Source organism: Peribacillus sp. S4 (genome assembly GCF_046715815.1).
Lineage (GTDB): Bacteria > Bacillota > Bacilli > Bacillales > DSM-1321 > Peribacillus > Peribacillus frigoritolerans.
This window is the reverse complement of record NZ_CP175708.1, coordinates 2095562-2117388: the sequence shown is the minus strand read 5'-3', so window position 1 is coordinate 2117388 and position 21827 is coordinate 2095562. Positions and strand designations below refer to the sequence as shown.

21 protein-coding genes are annotated in these 21827 nt (G+C 38.9%); all 21 read right to left on the bottom strand.

Annotation, left to right across the window (positions count from 1 at the left end):
• Nucleotides 1–152: 152 nt before the first annotated feature.
• The 21 genes from ACJ9PY_RS10140 to hutG all read right to left on the bottom strand — a co-directional run bounded on the left by ACJ9PY_RS10140 (nt 153) and on the right by hutG (nt 21558).
• Nucleotides 153–1520: an MFS transporter gene (locus ACJ9PY_RS10140; RefSeq protein WP_369316603.1), complete on the bottom strand. Its 1368-nt coding sequence runs from the start codon at nt 1518–1520 to the stop codon at nt 153–155.
• A gap of 230 nt (nt 1521–1750) precedes the next feature.
• Complete coding sequence (locus tag ACJ9PY_RS10135) at nt 1751–2563, bottom strand: dioxygenase (protein WP_048687696.1); 813 nt, start codon at nt 2561–2563, stop codon at nt 1751–1753.
• A gap of 28 nt (nt 2564–2591) precedes the next feature.
• The gene (locus ACJ9PY_RS10130) at nt 2592–3785 is read right to left on the bottom strand and encodes a thiolase family protein (RefSeq protein WP_411739934.1); all 1194 of its coding nucleotides are present in this window, start codon (nt 3783–3785) and stop codon (nt 2592–2594) included.
• Between the two features lie 4 nt (nt 3786–3789).
• Nucleotides 3790–4128, bottom strand: coding sequence for a DUF3870 domain-containing protein (locus ACJ9PY_RS10125; RefSeq protein ID WP_048687694.1), 339 nt, complete (start codon nt 4126–4128; stop codon nt 3790–3792).
• Between the two features lie 75 nt (nt 4129–4203).
• The gene (locus ACJ9PY_RS10120) at nt 4204–5319 is read right to left on the bottom strand and encodes a muconate cycloisomerase family protein (RefSeq protein WP_411739933.1); all 1116 of its coding nucleotides are present in this window, start codon (nt 5317–5319) and stop codon (nt 4204–4206) included.
• 20 nt (nt 5320–5339) lie between these two features.
• Nucleotides 5340–5972 carry a 3-oxoacid CoA-transferase subunit B gene (locus tag ACJ9PY_RS10115; protein WP_057277160.1) on the bottom strand — a complete coding sequence of 211 codons (633 nt, stop codon included), beginning with the start codon at nt 5970–5972 and terminating at the stop codon, nt 5340–5342.
• Entirely contained in the window at nt 5965–6654 is a 690-nt protein-coding gene (locus tag ACJ9PY_RS10110) for a CoA transferase subunit A (protein WP_057277161.1), read from the bottom strand. Before ACJ9PY_RS10110 ends, ACJ9PY_RS10115 begins: the two co-directional genes overlap by 8 nt.
• 21 nt (nt 6655–6675) lie before the next feature.
• Nucleotides 6676–7395: a carboxymuconolactone decarboxylase family protein gene (locus tag ACJ9PY_RS10105; protein ID WP_057277162.1), complete on the bottom strand. Its 720-nt coding sequence runs from the start codon at nt 7393–7395 to the stop codon at nt 6676–6678.
• Nucleotides 7396–7409: 14 nt separating this feature from the next.
• Nucleotides 7410–8096, bottom strand: coding sequence for a cyclase family protein (locus ACJ9PY_RS10100; RefSeq protein WP_411739931.1), 687 nt, complete (start codon nt 8094–8096; stop codon nt 7410–7412).
• Nucleotides 8097–8337: 241 nt separating this feature from the next.
• The gene (locus tag ACJ9PY_RS10095) at nt 8338–9171 is read right to left on the bottom strand and encodes an alpha/beta fold hydrolase (protein ID WP_411739930.1); all 834 of its coding nucleotides are present in this window, start codon (nt 9169–9171) and stop codon (nt 8338–8340) included.
• Nucleotides 9172–9447: 276 nt separating this feature from the next.
• A complete protein-coding gene (locus ACJ9PY_RS10090) occupies nt 9448–9909 on the bottom strand; it encodes a pyridoxamine 5'-phosphate oxidase family protein (protein WP_268565609.1) in 462 nt (153 codons plus the stop codon).
• A 34-nt stretch (nt 9910–9943) separates the two neighbouring features.
• Entirely contained in the window at nt 9944–10519 is a 576-nt protein-coding gene (locus ACJ9PY_RS10085; protein WP_411739929.1) for a non-oxidative hydroxyarylic acid decarboxylases subunit B, read from the bottom strand.
• Nucleotides 10520–10555: 36 nt separating this feature from the next.
• Nucleotides 10556–12043 carry a UbiD family decarboxylase domain-containing protein gene (locus ACJ9PY_RS10080; protein WP_411739928.1) on the bottom strand — a complete coding sequence of 496 codons (1488 nt, stop codon included), beginning with the start codon at nt 12041–12043 and terminating at the stop codon, nt 10556–10558.
• A gap of 131 nt (nt 12044–12174) precedes the next feature.
• Nucleotides 12175–13002, bottom strand: a complete 828-nt coding sequence (locus ACJ9PY_RS10075) for a MerR family transcriptional regulator (RefSeq protein WP_411739927.1) — start codon at nt 13000–13002, stop codon at nt 12175–12177.
• Nucleotides 13003–13485: 483 nt separating this feature from the next.
• Complete coding sequence (locus ACJ9PY_RS10070; protein ID WP_057277169.1) at nt 13486–13971, bottom strand: peptidoglycan-binding domain-containing protein; 486 nt, start codon at nt 13969–13971, stop codon at nt 13486–13488.
• Between the two features lie 291 nt (nt 13972–14262).
• A complete protein-coding gene (locus tag ACJ9PY_RS10065) occupies nt 14263–15438 on the bottom strand; it encodes a M20 family metallopeptidase (protein WP_063576620.1) in 1176 nt (391 codons plus the stop codon).
• Between the two features lie 2 nt (nt 15439–15440).
• On the bottom strand, nt 15441–16667 hold the full coding sequence (locus tag ACJ9PY_RS10060; protein ID WP_411739926.1) for a Zn-dependent hydrolase: 1227 nt from the start codon (nt 16665–16667) through the stop codon (nt 15441–15443).
• A 17-nt stretch (nt 16668–16684) separates the two neighbouring features.
• Entirely contained in the window at nt 16685–17872 is a 1188-nt protein-coding gene (locus tag ACJ9PY_RS10055) for a hypothetical protein (protein ID WP_063576622.1), read from the bottom strand.
• A gap of 591 nt (nt 17873–18463) precedes the next feature.
• Nucleotides 18464–19078, bottom strand: coding sequence for a HutD family protein (locus ACJ9PY_RS10050; protein ID WP_411739925.1), 615 nt, complete (start codon nt 19076–19078; stop codon nt 18464–18466).
• A 336-nt stretch (nt 19079–19414) separates the two neighbouring features.
• Nucleotides 19415–20608: a sodium/glutamate symporter gene (gene gltS / locus ACJ9PY_RS10045; protein ID WP_411739924.1), complete on the bottom strand. Its 1194-nt coding sequence runs from the start codon at nt 20606–20608 to the stop codon at nt 19415–19417.
• A 5-nt stretch (nt 20609–20613) separates the two neighbouring features.
• The gene (gene hutG, locus ACJ9PY_RS10040; protein WP_411739923.1) at nt 20614–21558 is read right to left on the bottom strand and encodes a formimidoylglutamase; all 945 of its coding nucleotides are present in this window, start codon (nt 21556–21558) and stop codon (nt 20614–20616) included.
• Nucleotides 21559–21827 lie beyond the last annotated feature (269 nt).

Genomic DNA, 21827 nt, shown 5'->3' with positions numbered 1-21827 from the left:
TTCTACTAATTCTATTGAAATTTCATAAATGCTTATATGTTTCCTGCTATCACTTATCAATCTGAGTTTCCCTAGAAACATTGAATTGCAGATCCCCTTGTTGCAAAGTTAAACAAACAAGGGGATTGTATTCCGAATTGTGAATCATTTCTTTATATAGTTACAGTCTTCTCTGATTCTACCTCTTCAGTGTCCTCCTTGACTACCCTGTCAAAAGATCCATGTTTTTCTTGGACCAGAATATAACCGACCGCTGCGATGATACTTGGCAGGGCAAATGTAGCAAAAGCCACCTTCGAATCCATGCCTGTTGATAGAAGAAAGGCAATTAAAGTAGGAGCGAGAATGGAGCCAATCCTGCCTATAGCTTGCGAATAGCCCATTCCCGTCGTACGGATTTCACGGGGGTAATATTCTGTGATATACGGATTGGCTAAGTTCATGGCACCAACAGTACATGCACCCCCCATAAAAATAAGTAAATATACTCCGATGGTATTAGTCGTAGCACTCAATGCGACAAAGGTAACGGCCCCTAAAAAGAATAGTGTAACAAGAATTTTACGATGCCCAATTTTCCCCGCATAATAACCGCCGATTAATGAGCCTCCTATTTGACCAAGGCATAAAACCAGGTTAAATGATAGGCTTGAGGTGATACTGAATCCGGAATCCTGCATCATTTTTGGAAGCCATGTATTTAATCCGTAAGCCATCATCAATGTACAGAACACAGCCATCCATATGGAAATCGTGCTGAATGCCCGTTTATTCGTGAATAGTTTTTTTACTGGAGATCCTTTCCCCCTCTGTTCAGCTTCACTAAGCCTGAAATCGTCAGTTTCTTTAAAATCCCCTTCTGGTTTGACCTTATTAAGGATTTCAACAACCTTACCAAATTCCTTTTTTGCTAGATAGTAGGAAAGGGATTCAGGAAACTGCTTCATGAATATTGGAAGTGTAAGTAATGGCAAGATCCCAATAAAGTATAATACACGCCAATCCGTATAAGGAATGATATACATTCCCACTAACGATGCCAGGATTCCGCCGATTGAATAGCCACAATACATCGCAGCTACAATGATGGCCCGATTTTGTTTTGGGGAATATTCAGTCATTAGCGATATAACATTCGGCATCAAAGCTCCCATGCCTATTGCCGCTATGAAACGCATGACGGTAAACCATGTAAGGTTGGGTGCAATCCCTGCCCCCAAGGTAAATACGCTGAACAAAATCATGCAAATGACGAGAACATTCTTCCGGCCATGTTTATCTGCAATCGGTGCTAAAATCAAGGCGCCCATCATCATGCCGAATAAGGAATAACTGCCGACTGCCCCAGCCTGAATGGAAGTTAGATCCCACTCTTCCATCATCCAAGGCAAACCCACACCATACATCGCTATTTCATACCCATCAAAAGCGATGGCATAAAAACACCAAAGAAAAACAAGTAAATGAAAGCGGTTAAATTTACTGACAGCAATGATATCCGAAGCAATTACACTACGCATTTTCCGCCTCCCATCATTTAAAATAATATCCGTTACGAATTTATTTTTCCGAGTTCCAAAATAGGAACTCGGAAAGTTTTCAAAAAATCAGATAATGAAGATTGGAAATGTTCAACAAACCATCTTTTTTATTTTTATTACCCGCTTAGACACTTTCGTTTAAAAGATATATTTACTAAGGAAACTACCCTTTTTTTCTAGATTCTTTGCCTTCATATTCTTAGCTAAGATTAGTTTTTTACGACAGCTTTATTGAAAACAGGTTTATCTTGCAATCTTAGTTCAAAATCTAAATGAGCCGTATAATAATCATTTTTCAATCCTTTTTCTGCACCTGAATGTTTTTCTAACTTCGTAATTAAGCTTCCGCGAACACCTTGTGCAACATCATTTTCTAAATATTCATCGCCCTCGAAATATATTTGCGTTACTAATCTATCGCCATTTTCCGGTTGGAACAGGAGGTGTAAATGTGCTGGACGAAATGCATGATGATCGATCCACTTTAAGAATTGTCCGGAAGGTCCATCTGTTGGAATTGAATAATTACCCGGTACAACTGTTTTTATTTCAAAATTACCATTCGCATCCGTATAAAAAACACCACGTAAATTATCATTTGGAATACCTTCAGCGAAATAGGAGTATTCACCATTTGCATCAGCCTGCCACATATCGATTTTGGTATTTGCCAACGGATTTCCATTAACATCTTTAACAGATCCTGAAAAGTAAAGGGCGTCACCTGGTTCATTTTCTCGTTGTGGCAGCATTCCGGGATTTTGAACGACTGGCGTATTTTCAATGTAATATGGTCCTAGAATAGTAGGTTCCGTTCCTTTTACGCTTTTATACATTTCCTGAAGTGCATGCGTTTCAAAGAAAACATCCATAAATAACGGAATTTCCCCTGCCCTGCCTAATTGATCCATCCAATCAACAAGAGCTTGATAGTCATTATGATCTATTTCATATTCACTAACTAATTCCTTGAATTTAACTACCAATCCATTATAAACGTCGATTACTTTTTGATTCTTCATAATACTTCCTCCAATTTTTTAAAAGTTTTTATATTTGTTGATTTTCAATGATGGTACTGATTCCTAATCCACCTGCTATACATAGTGTGACTAGCCCATATCTTTTTCCGGTTCTTTCTAACTCATGTATCAATTTGGTTGCTAAAATTGCACCAGTGGCACCAATTGGATGTCCCATGGCAATGGCACCGCCGTTAGGATTCACCTTATTCATATCAAGCTTCAATTCTTTGATAACTGCCAAAGCTTGTGCAGAAAAGGCCTCGTTCAGTTCTATTAAATCAATATCATCCAGTTTCAGCCCCGACATTTGAAGCGCTTTCAAGGTAGAGTTGACAGGCCCCAGCCCCATGAGGTTCGGAGATACGCCTGCTGCCGCTTGAGCGATCACTCTTGCTTTCGGCTTTTTACCATGCCTTTTTGCTGCTTCTTCCGACATTAGTATCAGAGCGGATGCACCATCATTTCTTCCACTGCTATTTCCAGCGGTCACCGTTCCATTTTTCTTGAAAACCGGTTTTAAATCAGCCAACTTTTCCAGACTGGTTTCTCTTGGGTGCTCATCCGCATTAAATTCCATTACCCCTTTTTTCGTTTTGATTTGATAGGGAACGATCTCTTTCGTGAATATTTCAGTGGAAATTGCCCGTCTTGCATTTTCTTGGCTCCTTAAAGCAAATTCATCTTGTTCAGTCCTTGAAATGGAATATTTTTCAGCGAGATTTTCTGCTGTCATTCCCATCGTTAACATTCCGTAATCTTCAATGGGCTGTGATCCTGGCTGGCTTTCCGTATTCGGATCCAATAACTGTCCATTCCCTGATTTCAATCCAAAACGGATATTTCTCATATAGTATGGGGCCGTGCTCATTGATTCCGCTCCGCCTGCAATGATTACATCTCCTAATCCGCTTTGTATTTGTTGACTGGCAGAATTGATTGCCTGGATGCCGGATCCGCATTGTCTGTGTACGGTATAACCTGGTACTTCCACAGGAAATCCTGCCCGGAGTGATGCAACTCTTGCCATATTCGACGCGTCTGAACTTTGTTTGGCTTGTCCCATGATCACTTCATCAATACTCTCTTTAGGAATATCCGCTCTCTTGATCACTTCATCAAGGACAGCAGCTGCCAGGAAATCGGCAGGAACATTTTCCAATGCTCCCCCTAATTTCCCTATAGCGGTGCGAACCGAGTCTATAATAACTACATTGCTCAATTTTCTACCTCCTGCTATTTTTATTTCTTTCTTCTAAACTATCCTTATATCTCTGGTGAGCTATTTTCAGGGCAACAATCACCGACTGCTGCGATGGAGCTAAAAAGTCCGTTTTAATATTCTCTATTAAAGAATCAATATCTTTACTAAAATCAAAACCAACTATCATTCGCTTAAAAAAATCCTGGGCCAATGTTGTTAAAAACGTAAATTCTGCATTAATGATGATGTGACTTTCCTTGTGAATTTCCAATACCATCCCAGCGTATTTATAATTTTCATACATGCTCGTATTTTGCGGCGCCTTCGCATAGGCGGTGATTAATAATGTTGGCTGTCCCATATAAAACTACATCCTCTCAAGATTACTTGCATAAACTAGTGGGTTTTCCATAATCCCCTTTCCAGTTTATATTAATTAAAGACCTCTTGAAAAATGTTTTACTTTTTCCATATCTATCTCCATGCCAAATCCTGGACCATCCGGGATGATTATTTCATAATTCTCATATTTTATTTCGTTTAGCGTAATATTTTCTTTAAAAAGTAACGGACCAAATAATTCAGTACCGAATTCAAATTTGGGAATGGTTGAATAAAGTTGGGCACAAATGGCCGTGCCTAATGATGATTCAATCATCGTTCCCCCATACAAACCAAAACCTACACCTTCAGCAATTGCAGCCACTTTTTTCGTTTGGGTCATCCCGCCATGTTTACATATTTTCAAGGCGAACGAATTACCTGCTCTATGTTTAGCTATTTGGAATGAATCTTGTAAAGAATTCAATGACTCATCGGCCATGATCGGGACCTTAAAACGATCGGTCAATCTTGCCATCCCTTCATTATCCCAAGCTGGCAGCGGCTGTTCGACCATGGAAACCCCGCCTTCCTGTAAAGCTTCAATGCAATACGTAGCCGTTGTTTCATCCCATGCCTGATTAACATCAACCGTAATGCGTGCTTGATCTCCCACTGCTTCAATAATTTTCAATACATGCTCCACATTCTTATATGGATTCCCTTTGCCAATTTTCAATTTAAAGATATTATGACGTTTTTGATGTAAGGATTCTTTCGCTTCTTCGATATCTTTATTCGTATCCCCACTTGCCAAAGTCCATGCCACCGGCAATGATTTATGAATTTGTCCACCGAATAATTCATAAGCAGGGATGTTTCTTCTTCTGGCTACCAAATCCACCATGGCTGATTCAACGACAGCCTTCGCAAAATTATTTCCTCTAACATTGAGTGAAACTTCATGCATGATTTTGTCATAATGGACGGGGTCTTTACCAATGATAAGCGGGGCGATATATGTATCAATATTCACTTTTATCGCCTCTGGCGTCCCCTCACCATATGAAGCCCCACCTATTGTCGCCACCTCTGCCCAACCTTCCGCGCCTTCTTCATCCATGACACGGGCAAGAATGATCGTTTGTTCCACGATCGTATGCATGGCAAGCTGATGAGGACGAATTGTGGGTAAATCAATAATGTATACTTCTACTGAACGTATTTTCATTTAATCCACCTTTTTAACATTTAATAGATAAAATCCGCTTCTGTTTTTGCTCTTACTTCTTCGATCGTTACACCGGGCATCAATTCAATCAATTTCAACTGTTTGTCAATAACTTCAAAGACAGCCAACTCGGTGATGATCATGTCAACGCTTCTAGTGGAAGTAATCGGGTAGGTGCATTTCTTTAAAACTTTACTTTTACCCTCCTTACTTGTATGTGTCATGGTCACGATCACTTTTTTGGCGCCAACCAACAGGTCCATCGCTCCTCCAACACCCATGATATTCTTGCCTGGTACCGCCCAATTTGCAATTTCACCGGTTTGACCTACCTGCAAAACACCTAAGATGGCAACATCAATGTGACCTCCACGGATCATTGCAAACGATTCTGCACTATTAAAGAATGATGCCCCAATCGATTGCCCTACTGGTAACTTGCCTGCATTGACTAAATTGGGATCGATTTCATCTTCCTCTACATCAGCAACTCCCAACAATCCATTTTCCGTATGGAAAAAAACATTTTCATCATCAATGTACTTTGCAACCAAGGTCGGAATCCCGATTCCAAGGTTCACTATACATGGACCCGTCAATTCTTTTGCCGCGCGTCTTGCTATCATATTTTGCATGAATTCTTTGTCACCCATAATCTTTCACACCTTCCTTCGTCAGGATTTTCTTTGCCTTAATGATTCCATCGACGAATAGATGCGGTGTTACAATCTCCTCTGGCGAAAGTTCTCCAGGTTCAACTATCTCATCCACTTCTGCAATTACGACATCTGCGGCCGTTGCCATTCCCGGATTAAAGTTTCGAGCCGTTTTATAATAAACAAGATTACCAAGTGTATCTGCCTTCCATGCCCTGATTAAAGCTACATTTGCTCTTATGGCAGGTTCAAAAATATATGTAGCCCCATTTATTTCCCTTTCTTCTTTTCCTTTTGCTAAATCCGTCCCTACACCCGTTTTCGTATAGTAACCGCCTATGCCTGCACCGCCAGCACGAATGGATTCAGCTAATGTTCCCTGTGGTAATAGTTCTAACTCTATTTCGCCACGTTGGTAAAACTCCCCAATTTCACGATTGCTTGTAAAATAAGAACCGATCGCTTTTTTTATTTTCTTCTGGCTTAGGAGAGCTCCCAGACCTTTCCCTTTCTCGCCTAAATTGTTGCTGATTACGGTCAAGCCTGCTACATCCTTTTTGGCCAATCCATCTATTAACGTAAGAGGGGCCCCGATCAAGCCAAATCCACCTACCATTAATGTATGACCATTCTTCACACAAGATAAAGCTGCTTCTATATCTTGATGTACTTTCGTCATGTTTTCCCCACCAATCTCACGTTACTTATTTTCAATCAATGAATCGCTTGCCTCAAACCAAGCAGGTATTCCAGCAGTCAATAAGCAAATGAGGCCCACTTCCGCTAATTGTTCTTCCGAAGCTCCATTTACCCTTGCCGCCTCCATCCATTCCCCAACCTGTTTCCCTTTTAATTCTGTAATGAATATTCCTGTCATAAGGATATGTTTTAGCCTTTTTGATACAGCTGAGTCACTTAATATATAATCTTTAAGGGAGTTTTGGCCTTCCGATTTAACCAGTTTCAAAACATTCGAGACGAATCCCGTTTCCTCATCACCTAATAACTCAATCATATACAACAGGATTTCTTCTGTTGTTTCTTTATGGCCACTTCCTTCAGGATATCGAATCCCTTTAAGTTCAAGGGCATATTCCAATGACTTTATCCCAGTTTTTAATGCCTTAGTTCCGTTATATAAGTATGAAACTATTAGGTATTCCACCAGTTCCGGTAATGTTGCTCCACCATCCATTGCCCCTTTTGTATGGTAAACCATACTCCGTTCATACAACCTTGCAGCATTCATGCCGACCAGTAATATATCTTTCTCCTTCTTCGTCAAGGCTCCCTCTTGCATGATGTTACTGCGCAAGTTGGTATAGTGATCAAGTGCATTAGGGCTATAATCGTGCATTTTTTGTACCCAGCCTGGTACAACATCATATACTTCCTTGAAATACAATAATCCTTCGCTCATTCGTCTGCACCTCTTTAAATTAATTGAGAGTCAAGTATCGATAGTGCTCTAATAGGTGAAGCGGTTGAATTTTTTAGTTTTAAAGGAATCCCGAAGAAAAGAAAACGGGAATGCTTGGGTAATTTTTCGAGATTCACTAGATTTTCAACGATATATATATCATTCTTCAGTAATTTTTGATGAATTCCGCTTTCTGAATCCTGTTTCAAATCGGCATTGGGCAAATCCAACCCGACAATATGTATTTGCTTCTCAATTAACCATTGGGCCACACTATCATCTAATGCCTGTGCTTCAAAAAAGTCTTCTTCCCCCCAGGACTTCCCCCATGTCCTGATGAGGACGATATCGTCTTTTTCAACATATACTCCCTGCCGGCGTTCCGCTTCTTCAAGTAAATCTTTCGTAACAGGTTCATGTGCCGCTTTTAACAAGCTTACATCCAGTATGAGGGCATCCCCAAACATATTCTTCAGATTGATGTTTTCAACCGACTCCCCGTTTTCTGAGTAACGTGGAGCCACATCGACATGTGTCCCACTATGGTCAGAAAAAGAAATCAACTTGGAACGGCAGCCTTTAGGATGTGAATCAGATTTCCCCTCATGTTCAAAAGGTTCATCTTTAATGCCTATTGCAGGTAAATCTTTATCCGTAACTAGACCATCATAAAGTTCCAATGTTAAATCAATGATTTTCAACGGTAAAACCCCCAAATTCATTAAGCGTTTACATTATCACGACAAAAATGGCTACCCTAAACATTACTATCAATAATTGACAGCAGGTGTTTAAGGTAGCCAGTTGTTCACTAGTTGTTATTAAAAAAGGTTATTTTTTAATAGCTAATGAATAGGCAATAATTAAGTTTATTATATATTCATAATATTACACTATTTTCTGTTAATTTCAATATTTTTTTAAAAAATATCTTCAAAAAAATCAAATTCTTTTTAAAAAAGACTTTATCTCTTTGTTGATCTCCGCCCTATTTTCAAACACCATTGTATAGTGGTTACAAGTTGAAACGCTCGTTTCAATATCAGGTGTATATTTCTTCGTATCAACATAGGCTTCTTCATAAAATAAAGGGGGAAAATCCCCTATTTTCCCACTGGCATACACCAATAACGTTTTACAGGAAATTAGTCGACAAACCTCTTTAGGGACAAAAGAATAAAAACTATCGAAATCTCTAAGAACGCTGTCTTCTGTTGATTTATTCTCCCAATGACCATCCACTTCATGTACCTCATACTCCGCTACACTTTGCAGATGATCCGTCCATTTGATACCCAAACGGCTATAGATTTCCTTAATTTCTGCAATATAGCTTTCTTGATAGTCATATTCTTTATTTAATCGGCCTAAAGAAGGTTGTACGATGTCCCTTTGTTGTTGAGAGCAATTGGCCGCACCATCCAATAATATCAGGGCCTTTACCGAGGTTAATTTGCTGGCTACAACGCTTGAGATGAAGGCTCCCATTGAATACCCGATCAAGATCGGGTTATTAATCTTTAATTCTTGAATTAACTCAATTACATCTTCTGCATGTTTAAAAAGAGAAGACTGTACATCTGCCCCCGAACTATTTCCCCTCCCTCTCAAGTCAATCGAGATGACTCTGTACTCGTCCTTTAACATTTCTGCATAATAATGCATTTGCTTATGATTACCCGTTAAACCATGTATGGCGATGATTGGCCCTTTCTCTCCAGGATAATCTGCAATTTGAATTCTTTTGTTCCCCAATTCCTTTACATACATTTCCATAGTGACATTCCCCATTTCATGATTATTAACATAAACCAGCCAGCATATTTAATAAAAAAAGCTATCTTAACTTCACCATCAAGGTAACTTGATCGAGAAATTAAGATAGCCAGTCAGTTCATTAATTTTCATTAAAAAAGGGCTTTTTTTAATGGTTAATGAATAGGCAAGTTATAAATACATGTAATGATTCCATTTTACATGAAGTTCGGATTTTTACAATTATTATTTGATAATTTCGATTTCCCAGTAACTTAAAGTCGATGCCTGGGGTTTTTATTGAAGGAGGTCCTCTACGGTCTCATTCCAACGTTCAACAACTTCTTTAGGGTTTTTCAAGTCGATTTTAATTCCAGAGGTTATTTCAGCATACTTAGCCATATCCTCCCGTGCCTCTATTATTTTGGCGTGGAATCTTTCTCTTTTGTATTGGGCATTTGGCAGCTCTTTTAATCTCTCTAATGAGAGTCTGATATATTGTGCTTTACCTTTCCAAAACAAAACCAGTGTAGCTTTATGAGTACGAATGACATTGGCAGTAGTCGAAGTATCCGGCCATAGGCCAATCCTTAATTCCTTCCTGCTAATCGCTACGATCTCACCTACGCTTATCATTGCAGTATGCGGCCATCCTTCTTCACTTACCGTCAACAGCATCATGGCTTCATGCTGCTTGTCGACAAGCTCTTTACCATTTAACAAGTCGAAAACTTCTACTGACATTTCCATACCATTCATTTCCCACCTTTTTCCCTACTTCACTAGCAATCCGTTATATTTTGGTGCGATATTTCATTCCGTCCCACCGTTTCGCACCGTGAGTATGGATTTCAAATTGATCTAACGCCCTATAAGCAAGGTGGTCAATGATATCGTTAACATTCTCAGGATGATTATAGAACGCTGGCATCGGAGGGAATATAATAGTCCCCATTTTGGAAAGCGCCGTCATATTCTCTAAATGAATCGTATTCAGAGGGGTTTCTCTAGTCATTAGTAATAATTTTTTTCTTTCCTTCAACATGACGTCAGCAGATCGCGTTAATAAATTATCCGCTAGTCCCATCCGGATGGAAGAAAGAGTTTTCATACTGCAAGGTGCCACGATCATGCCATCAACCCGGTAAGATCCACTTGATATTCTTGCTGCTTGATCTTTGTAGGAATAGGTATGATCAGCTAATCCCTCCACGTCTCTAACAGAATAAGATGTTTCATGTTGAATGGTCGCATGCGCCCACGGGGACATGATTAAATGGGTCTCCACTTCACTGCTTTTAAGCATCTGAAGAATCCTAATTCCAAAAATGGCTCCAGTCGCTCCTGTTATCCCAACAATGATTTTCATTAATTCCCCTCCTTACATTAGTCATTGAATCGAAACTTATGAATTGGAAAATCCAGGAACAAATCGACTTGGATCCACCTCTTTAAATTCAGACCTTTTGAATTCATCTTTTAAATGAAATGGTACTGTGCAGTCAAATATGGTTTTACAGGAAATCCCCTTTTCTTGAATGGTAGGGCTGTATGCGGGATCTTGTGAAGGATCTAACGGGTGACAGCGCACTCCAGGAATGAAAACCGTATCAACATCACCTTGGTAACGAGTATTTAACGCCCATAAAACATCATTGCTATCGAAGGGATCCACATCTTCATCCACTATGAATACATGCTTCAGTTCAGAAAAGGCAGAGAACGCCAATAGTGCAGCTTGTCTTTGGCGCCCTTCATCACTTGGCTGACTTTTCTTGAATTGAAGAACAACCATGTATTTACCTCCCCCTGAAGTATGGGCATAAACGTTCAATAATTTTCCTGGCATGGCCTTTTCCACCATTTGCAGAATGCTTGCTTCAGTTGGAATGCCAGCCATATTCACATGTTCTTCACTTGGTCCAATAACTGTTTGCATGATTGGATTGACACGATGCGTAACAGCTTTCACCTTGATTAGAGGCAGTTCCGCAACAGCGGAACCTGTATAACCAGGGAATTCTGGCATTGCTTTTCCCGTATTGGTGTTTTGATCTTCCCGAACACGCACTCCGGGAACCAATTCCCCTTCTATTACATATTCAGCATTCGCGATAGCCTTTTCATCTATCGTCAAGCATTGGACCAATTCTACCGCTTCTTTCCTGATCGCCCCTGCAACACTCAACTCATTAAAGCCAAGGGGAGTCGTTGGCGCTTCAAAACAAGCAGCAACTTCAATAGCAGGGTCAACACCGATACTAATGGAAATGGGTAACGGTTTTCCTGCTTTTTCAGCCTTTTCACGAAAAACTTCCAAATGACGTCCAGGAACAAAATACATGGTCATCTCATCTTTACTTTGTAAACATAAACGATGTATCGTAATATCAGATTCACCCGTTTCTGAATCGGAGGCATAGCACATGCCTATCGTGATATACGGGCCTGCATCTTCCTCTGTATTCGTAGGCGCAGGTATTAATTTTCTGATATCGAAATCCGGATCTTCTGCATAGTGAACCACTTCTTGAGCTTTCGCTTTATCATTTGAAATGGTGATTGGAACAATTGGATTTTTTACAGCTTCATTTAAAAGGAATCCCAGTCGCTCCGGTTTTGTATCCAGCATGAGGCCGACTCTTTCCCTGCTGGCTAAAAGTCCGATCACCACGCTTGAATCTTCATGTCCCAATACATGATTGAAAACCATTGCAGGTCCGATTTTTGTTGGACGCATTACTGTTCCGCCAGCACCGATATGACGATAAACCCCAGATAATTCAGCATGAGGATTGACTGGTTCATCCGTTTCAATCAATTGTCCTGGAATGGATTTCAGGAGTTCCAATGCAGAACGTAAATCTGTCACTTTGTTCATTTTTTCAGACATAAAAAATCCCCCTATCACTTCATGATCTGTATCTTATGTATCATTTAAATTCAAATAACCTAATATGGTATCGGTTATAAATGATATTCTAAAGTGTATTTCTACTATACAGTCAATGGATATTTGAAAATTCAAGTAATTTTCTCCACAGGGATTTGCAGCTGACAAAAATCAACACTATTATCATTCTCGTAAAAGGTCGTATCCAATAAGCAAGCGTCCACGACGTCCCCTACAATTCTATACTGATTCTCACGGATCCATTGAACCAATTCATTTAAAAACTCAATGTTATATGGCATTCCATATTTATACACACATGCATATTGCCCAGCAAGCAACGTCATCATATTATCCATATCAGGATCGAGAAAAGGTAATGAAGTATATATGCCAGCACCCTCGAAAACATCATCCGTTCCAAGGTTATCCTTTAAAATAATCGTGCCAAATCCCTCTGACGGAAGCATCTCATGTTTACTTAATACATTCCAAGCTTTCATCAGCGTTAAATGTAATTCTTCTCGGCACAATTCATTTTCAAATGGTATAAATAAGACATGCCTTTCAGGAAATTCTTCTATAATGGGTGTATCCAATTCACTTTTAATATTTTTGGCTTCTGAATATTTCATTAATCTTTGTTGAATGAATGTACGTGTATTCATCAAGGCCTTTATTTCTTTATCAATGAATTCTTGATGAAATTCCAAAAGTGACATGGCAGTCGTTAAATTCCGATTTCCTATATGGTCCTTAATATCATTCAGTTTGATGCCAATCGACTTCAAAAAGCAAATTTCCCTTAGAAACGGAATCTGAACGGCACTATAATATCGATAACCATGTTCATCTATATGTACGGGTTTAAATAAACCGATCTTATCGTAATAAATGAGTGTTTGCCTTGAGATACTGTGAATGGTAGCCATTTCACTGATTGATAAGTAATTGTCCATATGAGTTCCCCCTCCGCAAAGCCTTTTTATAAAGTTCCTCTAATTCTTACCTTTACTTCTACAGCCATTATTCAATTTATTAATCTTTTGATTTCCCTCCTTCCATACGGCAGCTACAGCCGATTGGAGAGGATCCTCCACTAACTTTACCATTTTTCCATTTAAAATGAATGGAATTTCAACGGCCCTTTCTATCGAAATGGAGCATATCAACATCTTCATAAATAGGCATTAAGAGAGATAGTGAAATTCAATAATATTAATATTTTATGAATCAAAATGATTATGGACTTTTTCACTATCGGGTCAGCAGTAACTTCTTTACAAGCTTTTATGTTTTTGGACTTAAACTTATTCTTGGTAGGAATAGCATTTATTTAGAAGGAACAGGAGTTTACAAATACATTCAACTTGGGAAAGCAAAAAATAAAAAACGTGCCTATTTGTGGACACGTTTTTCATATGAAAGGAATTTCCTATATCTTAATTTGCATACAATCGGTATTGGTCGCTTAATGTATCTCCATTACCATAAATATAGGCTTTAGAGCCCGATGTATAGGAAGGATTGTCGTACTTCCATTTAATTCTGAGTCCCATGTATCCGCCTGCTCCATATGTTTCATTGCCATTCTTCTTAATATATTGCGAGAAGCTATCCCACGTCCGGGGGCCAACCACACCATCCACTTTCAAGTTGTTTTCTTTTTGATATTTCTTTACTCCCGCTTCGGTTTTTGGTCCAAAGATACCATCAACGTCAACCACTGCAGAATCTGTATAAAAACCCATGACATTCAGGATATACTGCATATTTCTGACCTCCACACCATGAGTGTCCTTCCGCAAAATGGAATTCTTATCCCAGCTTTCGGGGTGGTGAAAACCTCCAGCAGATGCTGAAGCGGTGGAAAAAGATACCCCAAGGGCCATTGCCAATACTACCAAACTAGTAAATAATTTCTTCATAGCTCCATCTCCCTCTTTTTTTGTACATCCGAACTACCTTACAATTTCCCTTCAGATTTTATTTTTCCCTTCCGACCGATGTCCTGTTTTGTCCTTGCTAAACAAACAGTGTCCCAGAAAAATCGAATAAGTAGGATAAATTCGTAACTGGGACTAAATCTTTTCCTCTAATATCCCTTGATATCCATAAGAGGAAGTTTAACCATTTACGCCAGAAGGCCGCCAATTGGCGGCCTTCTGACATTGAAAGACTTTTTGTAATTGCCCAAATTCCTTCTTCTTTTCAGTCTGTTATTCGTTCAAATATGCCCAAGCATATTGGGCATAAAGTTCTGCACCGGTAGCAAGCGCATCCTCGTCGATGTTGAATTTCCCGTGATGATGCGCCCATTCCGTATCCTTTTCAGGGTTTCCTGATCCCACTAAAGCGAAGCTTCCGGGTACTTCATCTAAATAGAAGCTAAAGTCTTCGCCCCCCATTGTTGGCTTTTCATTATATATTGCGTCTTCGCCAAACGCTTGCGAGGCCACCTTTTGCACTAATTTGGCACTATATTCATCATTAATGACAGCTTGCGTGCCACGGTAGTAATCAACCTTTGCGGTCGCACCGTAAATGTTCGCAACATTTTCAGCATAAATCTGGAGCTGCTTTTCAATATGGTCACGTGTTTTAGAATCAAAACAACGGACAGTCCCTTCAATGACGGCATTTTCTGCAATGACATTAAAACGTGTGCCAACGACCATTTTTCCAACTGTCAAAACAGCGGGATTTTGGGGGTCGACCGTTCTTGATACGACGGACTGTACATTCATGACGAATGAAGACGCGACAATGGTTGCATCGATACAGTCCTGCGGCATTGCACCATGTCCCCCTCTTCCTTTAAAGGTTACGGTAAAGATATCTGCTGAAGCGAATGAAGGTCCTTGAGTGCAAGCGACTTTGTTTGTTGGCATTTGCGACCAAATATGTATGCCAAAAACATTATCAACACCTTCAACGGCCCCCTGTTTAACCATTTCCCTTGCACCTGTTGCCACTTCTTCGGCTGGTTGAAATATTAAGCGCACATTCCCAGGTAATTCTTCTTTTATTTCATTTAGTGCCTTCGCTGCAATTAATAGCATGGATGTGTGTGCATCATGACCACATGCATGCATTTTCCCTTCTTCCTTTGAAGCATACGGCAAGTCTTTATTTAGTTCTTCTACAGAAAGGGCGTCCATATCTGCTCTTAATGCGACGGTCTTTCCAGCCTTACCGCCTTTAATTTCTCCAATGACACCTGTTGGTTCTGCTTTTCGATAAGTAATTCCTAATTTTTCAAGGTAGTCACAAACAAAGGCAGTTGTATTTTCTTCTTCCCATGATAACTCAGGTTCGCTATGAAGTTTTCTACGTATTTCTGTTAATTCATCACTATAATTTTGAATCGCTTCTTTTATCGTTTGATTAATCATTCTTATTCCACCCCCGTTAAACATTTAGCCACTTCGTAAAAGATTTCCACTCCATTTGCCAAATGATGTGCATCAGACCATTCCTCTGGACAATGACTTAGTCCTGCTTTACTTGGAACAAAAAGCATGCCAACATCAGTCACATCGGAAAAAACCATCGCATCATGACCTGCACCACTATCAATGGAACAGTATGGAATTTCCAAATCTGAACTTTTATCTTTTAATAAATCCTTAATCTCATTACTCAATATCTTTGGCGGCATATACAACAGCTGTTCCGCCGTTGTATGGATCCCCTGTACCTGATAGGATTCAATTAATTCTTTCATCCGCCTGATGACATTGTTAATATGTTCTTCCTTGCTTGATCGAATATCTACCGAGAATACCACCTTATTTGGGATTACATTCGCTCCATTTGGTAAAACATCTAGTCGCCCTGTCGTTATAACCGTTCCTTCTCCTTCCTCAATTGCAAAGCTCGGTAATTGAGAAATAATTTGAGCGGCAGCAACCAATGCGTCCGTACGGCGATCCATTGGGGTTGTGCCTGCATGTCCTGCCTTTCCTTCAATGGTTACTTCAAATTGAGTTAAACCAACAATAGCTTCTACAACACCAATGGGGATATTCTTCTCTTCAAGGATTGGACCTTGTTCTATATGCAATTCGAGAAATGCTTTAATGCTATTGGGATTTCTTCTTTTCGGAAGAGAGAAATCCAGTCCAACTTTTGACATCGCTTCAATTGTGGTGATACCATCTTTATCCTTTAAATTTTTAAAACTTTCCTCACTTAGCGTTCCCACTATTCCTCTCGACCCCATTAGTCCTCCGCCAAAACGAGCTCCTTCTTCTTCAATCAGGGCAACGATTTCCAATGGGTATTTAGGTGTTAATTGATTTTCTGCAAATAGGCCAGCCACTTCAAGAGCGACAATTACACCGGCTGGTCCGTCATACGCACCGCCATTTGGTACGGAATCAAAATGTGAACCTAACAGAACGCTTGGTGCATCTTTTAAAGTACCATCAAGCTTTCCAAAAATATTTCCAAATCCATCTTCCTGTACTGTCAGGCCGTATTCCATCATTTTATTTTTTATATAATTACGTGTAAGCAAGTCTTCCTTGCTATACGTAAGCCGGGTAGTCCCTTCTCCGGGTGTTGATGTAAATTCGCTCAAATCATTTATTTGCTTTTCTATACGTTCGCTAAGACTCACTTAGAATCCCTCCTATTTTACAAGAATTGTACGAATATTCCTGCCAAAATAACCGACACGATTGTTACCGATATAAATCCGCCAACAAGCATCGGCGGTAGCATATGGCTTAGCAATGCTTCTTTTTCATTTTCATCTTTTGTTAATGAATTGACGACTTCATTGGTGATAATGTAATCAGCTGGAAATCCGTATAATGCTGTTAAAGATACAGCAAAGGCCATTTCTTTGCTGACTTTTAATAATTTCCCTGCTATGAATGAGAATATATACATACCTATCACAGCTAAGATAATGCAAACAACAAGTGGGTAAAGAATCTCCATCATCATACTTGGTGTTGCATTTTTCAATCCATCAAAGACGAAAAGCATAAGGGCCATGATGGCAAATCCAAATCCATTTGCTTTTTGCAGTGTCTGTCTTTCCAAGAAACCGATACTTTTTCCGATAACCCCGAATAGTAAGCAAAGAACAAATGCATTTATAGATATAATCGGCTCTAATCCACTCGAAACAAGGTAAGCAAGTAAAGCAACAACTGCAAGTCTTAAAAATTTGAAATACTCCGTATTATATTTTTCAGGAAGTTTCTTAAACAGCCTAAGTTCAGTCATGCCTTCTGCAGCGGCTGCAGTTTCATCCTTTTTTACCGTTAACTTTCCATTGCGATATTGCCCCAAAAGCTTCTTCCCTTCTTTCTTCAAGACAATTGAAGTTAAAGGATATCCAGCGAAGCCTTGCATGACATAAATAACAATGGCAAAAACGGACAAGCTCGTAAGTCCTGCATCTGCCGCTCCTTCTGACATGATTATTGAAGAAACCATACCTCCCACTAATGGCGGAACCGCTACAAGGACAGTTTGCAGATCAAAAATAAAGATGCCAATTCCGAATAATAGGGCAACAATGCCAAGAATACCTGATAAGGAGATGACAATCGTCTTCCATTGATTCACCAATTCCCTTATTGAAAGCAATGTTCCCATATTCGTGATCAATAAGTACATCATCATGGTTGCCACTACCGGTGGAACACCTGCTATTGAAACGATGTCTTGCGGGAAGAATGTCCAATAACCACATAGAAATAGGATCGCCGAAATGAAAACGGAAGGTACCCAGGCTTTTGTTCGAACCGCCACTATGTCTCCTACAAATAAAATCAGAATTACGATAACCAAAGCCAACATCTGTGACATATGAGTTCCCTCACCTTCTCATTTAATAGTTTGAATATTCTTATAAAATAATAACACTGAATCATTTGAATTAAAAGATAATTTCATATTTTCAGGTAATTATACACAGATAATAGGAAATGTAAGTGTTTTAATTTCAATTTCACACACCAAATATTCTCAAATAATTAAGGGATTGGATATATCAAAATAATTTTAATCTTAAAATAGACACTTTATCTCCTTTAAATATCAAAAAGAAAAAGCCGTCTATTGACGGCTCAGACTGTAGACAAACTCGATGAAAATCGAGTTTGTCTGCAGTTTTTTTTGGCTTGTACAAATTTGGACGTTGATTGGAACGTAGGGCAGTCCGCCCTCGGCGCACTTGCGCCTGTGGGGTCTCCCTTGGACCCGCTATTCCCGCAGGAGTCTCGCACACCCGCTCCAATCAACTATTTTTAAAGCTTCAGACGGAACCCTTTTTGATACAAACTTAGCCGACAAAGGACATTTCTGTTAATTAATAAAAAATATCATTAAGTAAATTGCGGCGCAGCCAACTCGGATTTATATAGGAGAAGGATGCCTTTGCAACCCAGAAGTTCTCTATCAATAAAAAATACTTACCTTAATAATTGTTGCAGTAGAGTCGTCATCTTGATTTGATAACTTTATATTTAAATTGTTGGAGGTATGATCTCTGTTTAAGGTTATTAAGTCACCTTGCTCTAAAACAATTGTCTCTTTTTCATCAATATTCATTCTACTCCTTCCTTTAAAACAATAGAAGACGTCGGTTCTTTTCGAAGAGTCCCGATTATCCAGCACTTCCGCATGGGTTCCATCATTCATATGAATCGTGCTGATGTCACCTTCACAGCCTTCCGCTAACATCAAATTAAAGTCAGTGACCTTTCCAATACTGCGGGTTGTCCAGCCTCCATCAAACCGATCCTGTTCAAATGGGCTTAAATGCACACTGGGCTTTCCCTGATGTTGCAGCGACATTTCACCATCAAGGATCATGATGATTCTCTGAATGCCTGGAAGGTGAGTAAATAAGGATTCGTCCACCTCGACTTCTGCTGTGCTTATCCGCCATTTGAAATCACGCTTCGAGTAATCAGCTTCTTCAGGATAAATGGCTAGTTGAGTTGTTTTACCACCTGACCAAAGACTTGTTATTTGTTCACTTTTCTTTATTATTTTTAGTGAAAATGACAACGAATTTCTCCCCTTTAATTATTACATTTTTTCAGTACAATCTAGGCTAGGATGGATATCATTAACAGAGATGCATAAGAGAGCTTAATTCTACTGACCTCTGATCATCGCAGCAGCATTCTTACTAAATCAGGCTGTGAAACGCTACGATACATACATGTAGATGATGCGAAATTGATAGGGTTCCGGTGCATTAATAATGCATACAGAAAAACCATCGTGAATTACCTACTATATGGGCAATTTCAGAATAAAAAAATCAATACCGAATGTTTTGGCATTCCCAAAAACATTCGGTAACACTATATTTTTTGATTCCTTATTTAATAACAATGATCATTTAAATAGATTAATACTTATAATGATGATTGGCATGGCAAATACATCAATAAGAAATGCACCGACTATCGGAACGATTAAATATGCTTTACTTGAAGGTCCATATTTCGCAGTGATTGTTGACATATTTGCCATAGCATTCGGTGTAGCCCCTATACCATGTCCGATGAAACCTCCAACCATAACTGCCGCATCGTAGTTTTTGCCAAGAAAACGAAACATGATGAATATACTTAAAAGGATAATGAAAATTACTTGTATCACCACAATTAAAATAATTGGTAAAGCAAGGTCAGCAACTTCCCATAATTTTATACTCATTAATGCCATAGATAAGAAAATACCTAAAGTGATATCTCCAATAAAATTAATACTAGGCATTTCGATAATTTTCCCGTTTATTTTATCTAAAATATTCCGAACTATTACAGCCACTATCATTGCTCCAACATAGTTCGGTAAAACATAACCTGTCTTTGCCGAAAATAACTCTCCTAGATATGAACCTAAAGCCATACAAAATGTCAGTATTAACACTTGTTTCATAAATGAAGCTACATTTAATTCTATTTTGTCTTCCATTTCTCTCTTTTCTTGAATTTCAATATCCTCTTTACTTGGTGTTAATTTGTGTTTATTAATTAAATACTTTACAGTGGGACCTCCAACTAATCCACCAAACACTAATCCTAATGTAGCTGCTGCTATTCCAATTGCTTGGGCAGATTGAATGCCCAGCGATTCAATCGTACCGCCAAATGCTGTAGCTGCACCTATGCCGCCTTCCATGGAAATTGCTCCTGCCATCATGCCAATCAATGGATCAATCCCAAAAACGGGTGCTAAAGAAATTCCGATTAAATTTTGAGCAAATGCCAGAAACCCGCATAACAACCAATATATTAATATTAATTTACCGCCGACTTTCACTAATTGGAAACTGGCACCCAATCCAACGGACGTAAAAAATGTTAACATGAATAATCCCTGGAGTGTCGTATCCAATGAAATGGTTATGTTTAAAAAGGTTTTAAGACTTGTAGCGACGATTGCAAAAAGTAATCCCCCAACAACGGGTGCAGGGATACAAAAGTGTCTAAATAATTTGACATTCTTAACGATAATCCCGCCTAGTGCTAAAAGCAGTATCGCTAAAAAAATAGTGATCGTTTGATTAATCTCGATGTTCATATTGCTTATCTCCTCTCCACACACATGAATACTTCATTTATTAGGTTTGCAGCTAGTTTTACAGTCCGTTTATCACAATCTAATGATGGATTCACTTCACAGATATCAAATGAAATAGTTTTCGTATGTGAAGTAATCTTACGAATTAATTGTCTAACCATTTTTCCAGAAAGACCAAATGAGGAAGGGGCACTAACACCCGGTGCTTCAGAAGCGTTTATAACATCCATACAAAGTGTCAATATAATATAATCATGTTGATTTATAAAATTCAGAATTTTATTTTCGTTTTCTTCAGAATTTTCATCTACTAATTCTTCTTCCAATATCCAAGAGCAACCAAGTGTAGTTGCAGTGTCAAATAATTTTTTAGTATTTCCATAACGTTGAATGCCAATTGGCAAATAACTAGCTTGATGATCATTATCTAATATTAGTTTAAACATCGTTCCAGAAGAAGTTATATCTTCATAAGAGCGTAAGTCAAAATGAGCATCAATGTTAAGAATGCCTATTTTGGCATTGGGTCCAACGCTCGACCTAATTCCTAGATAATGACCATAAAAGGTTTCATGTCCGCCCCCCAAAATAACAGGAAACATATTTTTAGATAATATTTTCTCTACGTGGCTTCCCAATTCAGCTTGAGCTGCTTCTAACTGTTGATTTTCACAAATTATATTTCCGAAATCAACTAGGCTATCTGCTGATTGGCCGTGCCAAGATAGAGATGATAAGGATTTACGTATTTCATTGGGAGCTTCTTTGCTTCCAAGTCTTCCTTTATTCCTGCGTACGCCTTCTTCACAAGAGAACCCTATTATTCCACATGTATTATTTGCTGATGTTGTTTGATTATCTTTAACTATTTGATGAATTCTAAATTCATCTTTATCTATTAGACTATCTGTTCTGCCTTTCCATAAATCCATATTTGGTAACGCATACATTTACTTTTCCTCCCCATAAATAAAAATACTTCATATTTGCAATCGCCAATAAATTTCGGGATGTACTGTTATAAAAGCTCTGGTTCAATGGCTTGTCCTTTTGTTTTCGTTAAATTTGGATAGGCCATTGACTTATCCTGCCTGATGCATTTTGCACATCCCCGCTTTCGCCGCACTCTAACTTCCAGTCCAGCTCTGTAGACCATTATGTTGTATATCTATGTTCCCTCCATTCTGCTTAATGGTTTTACTACAATTTTATTAAGCAA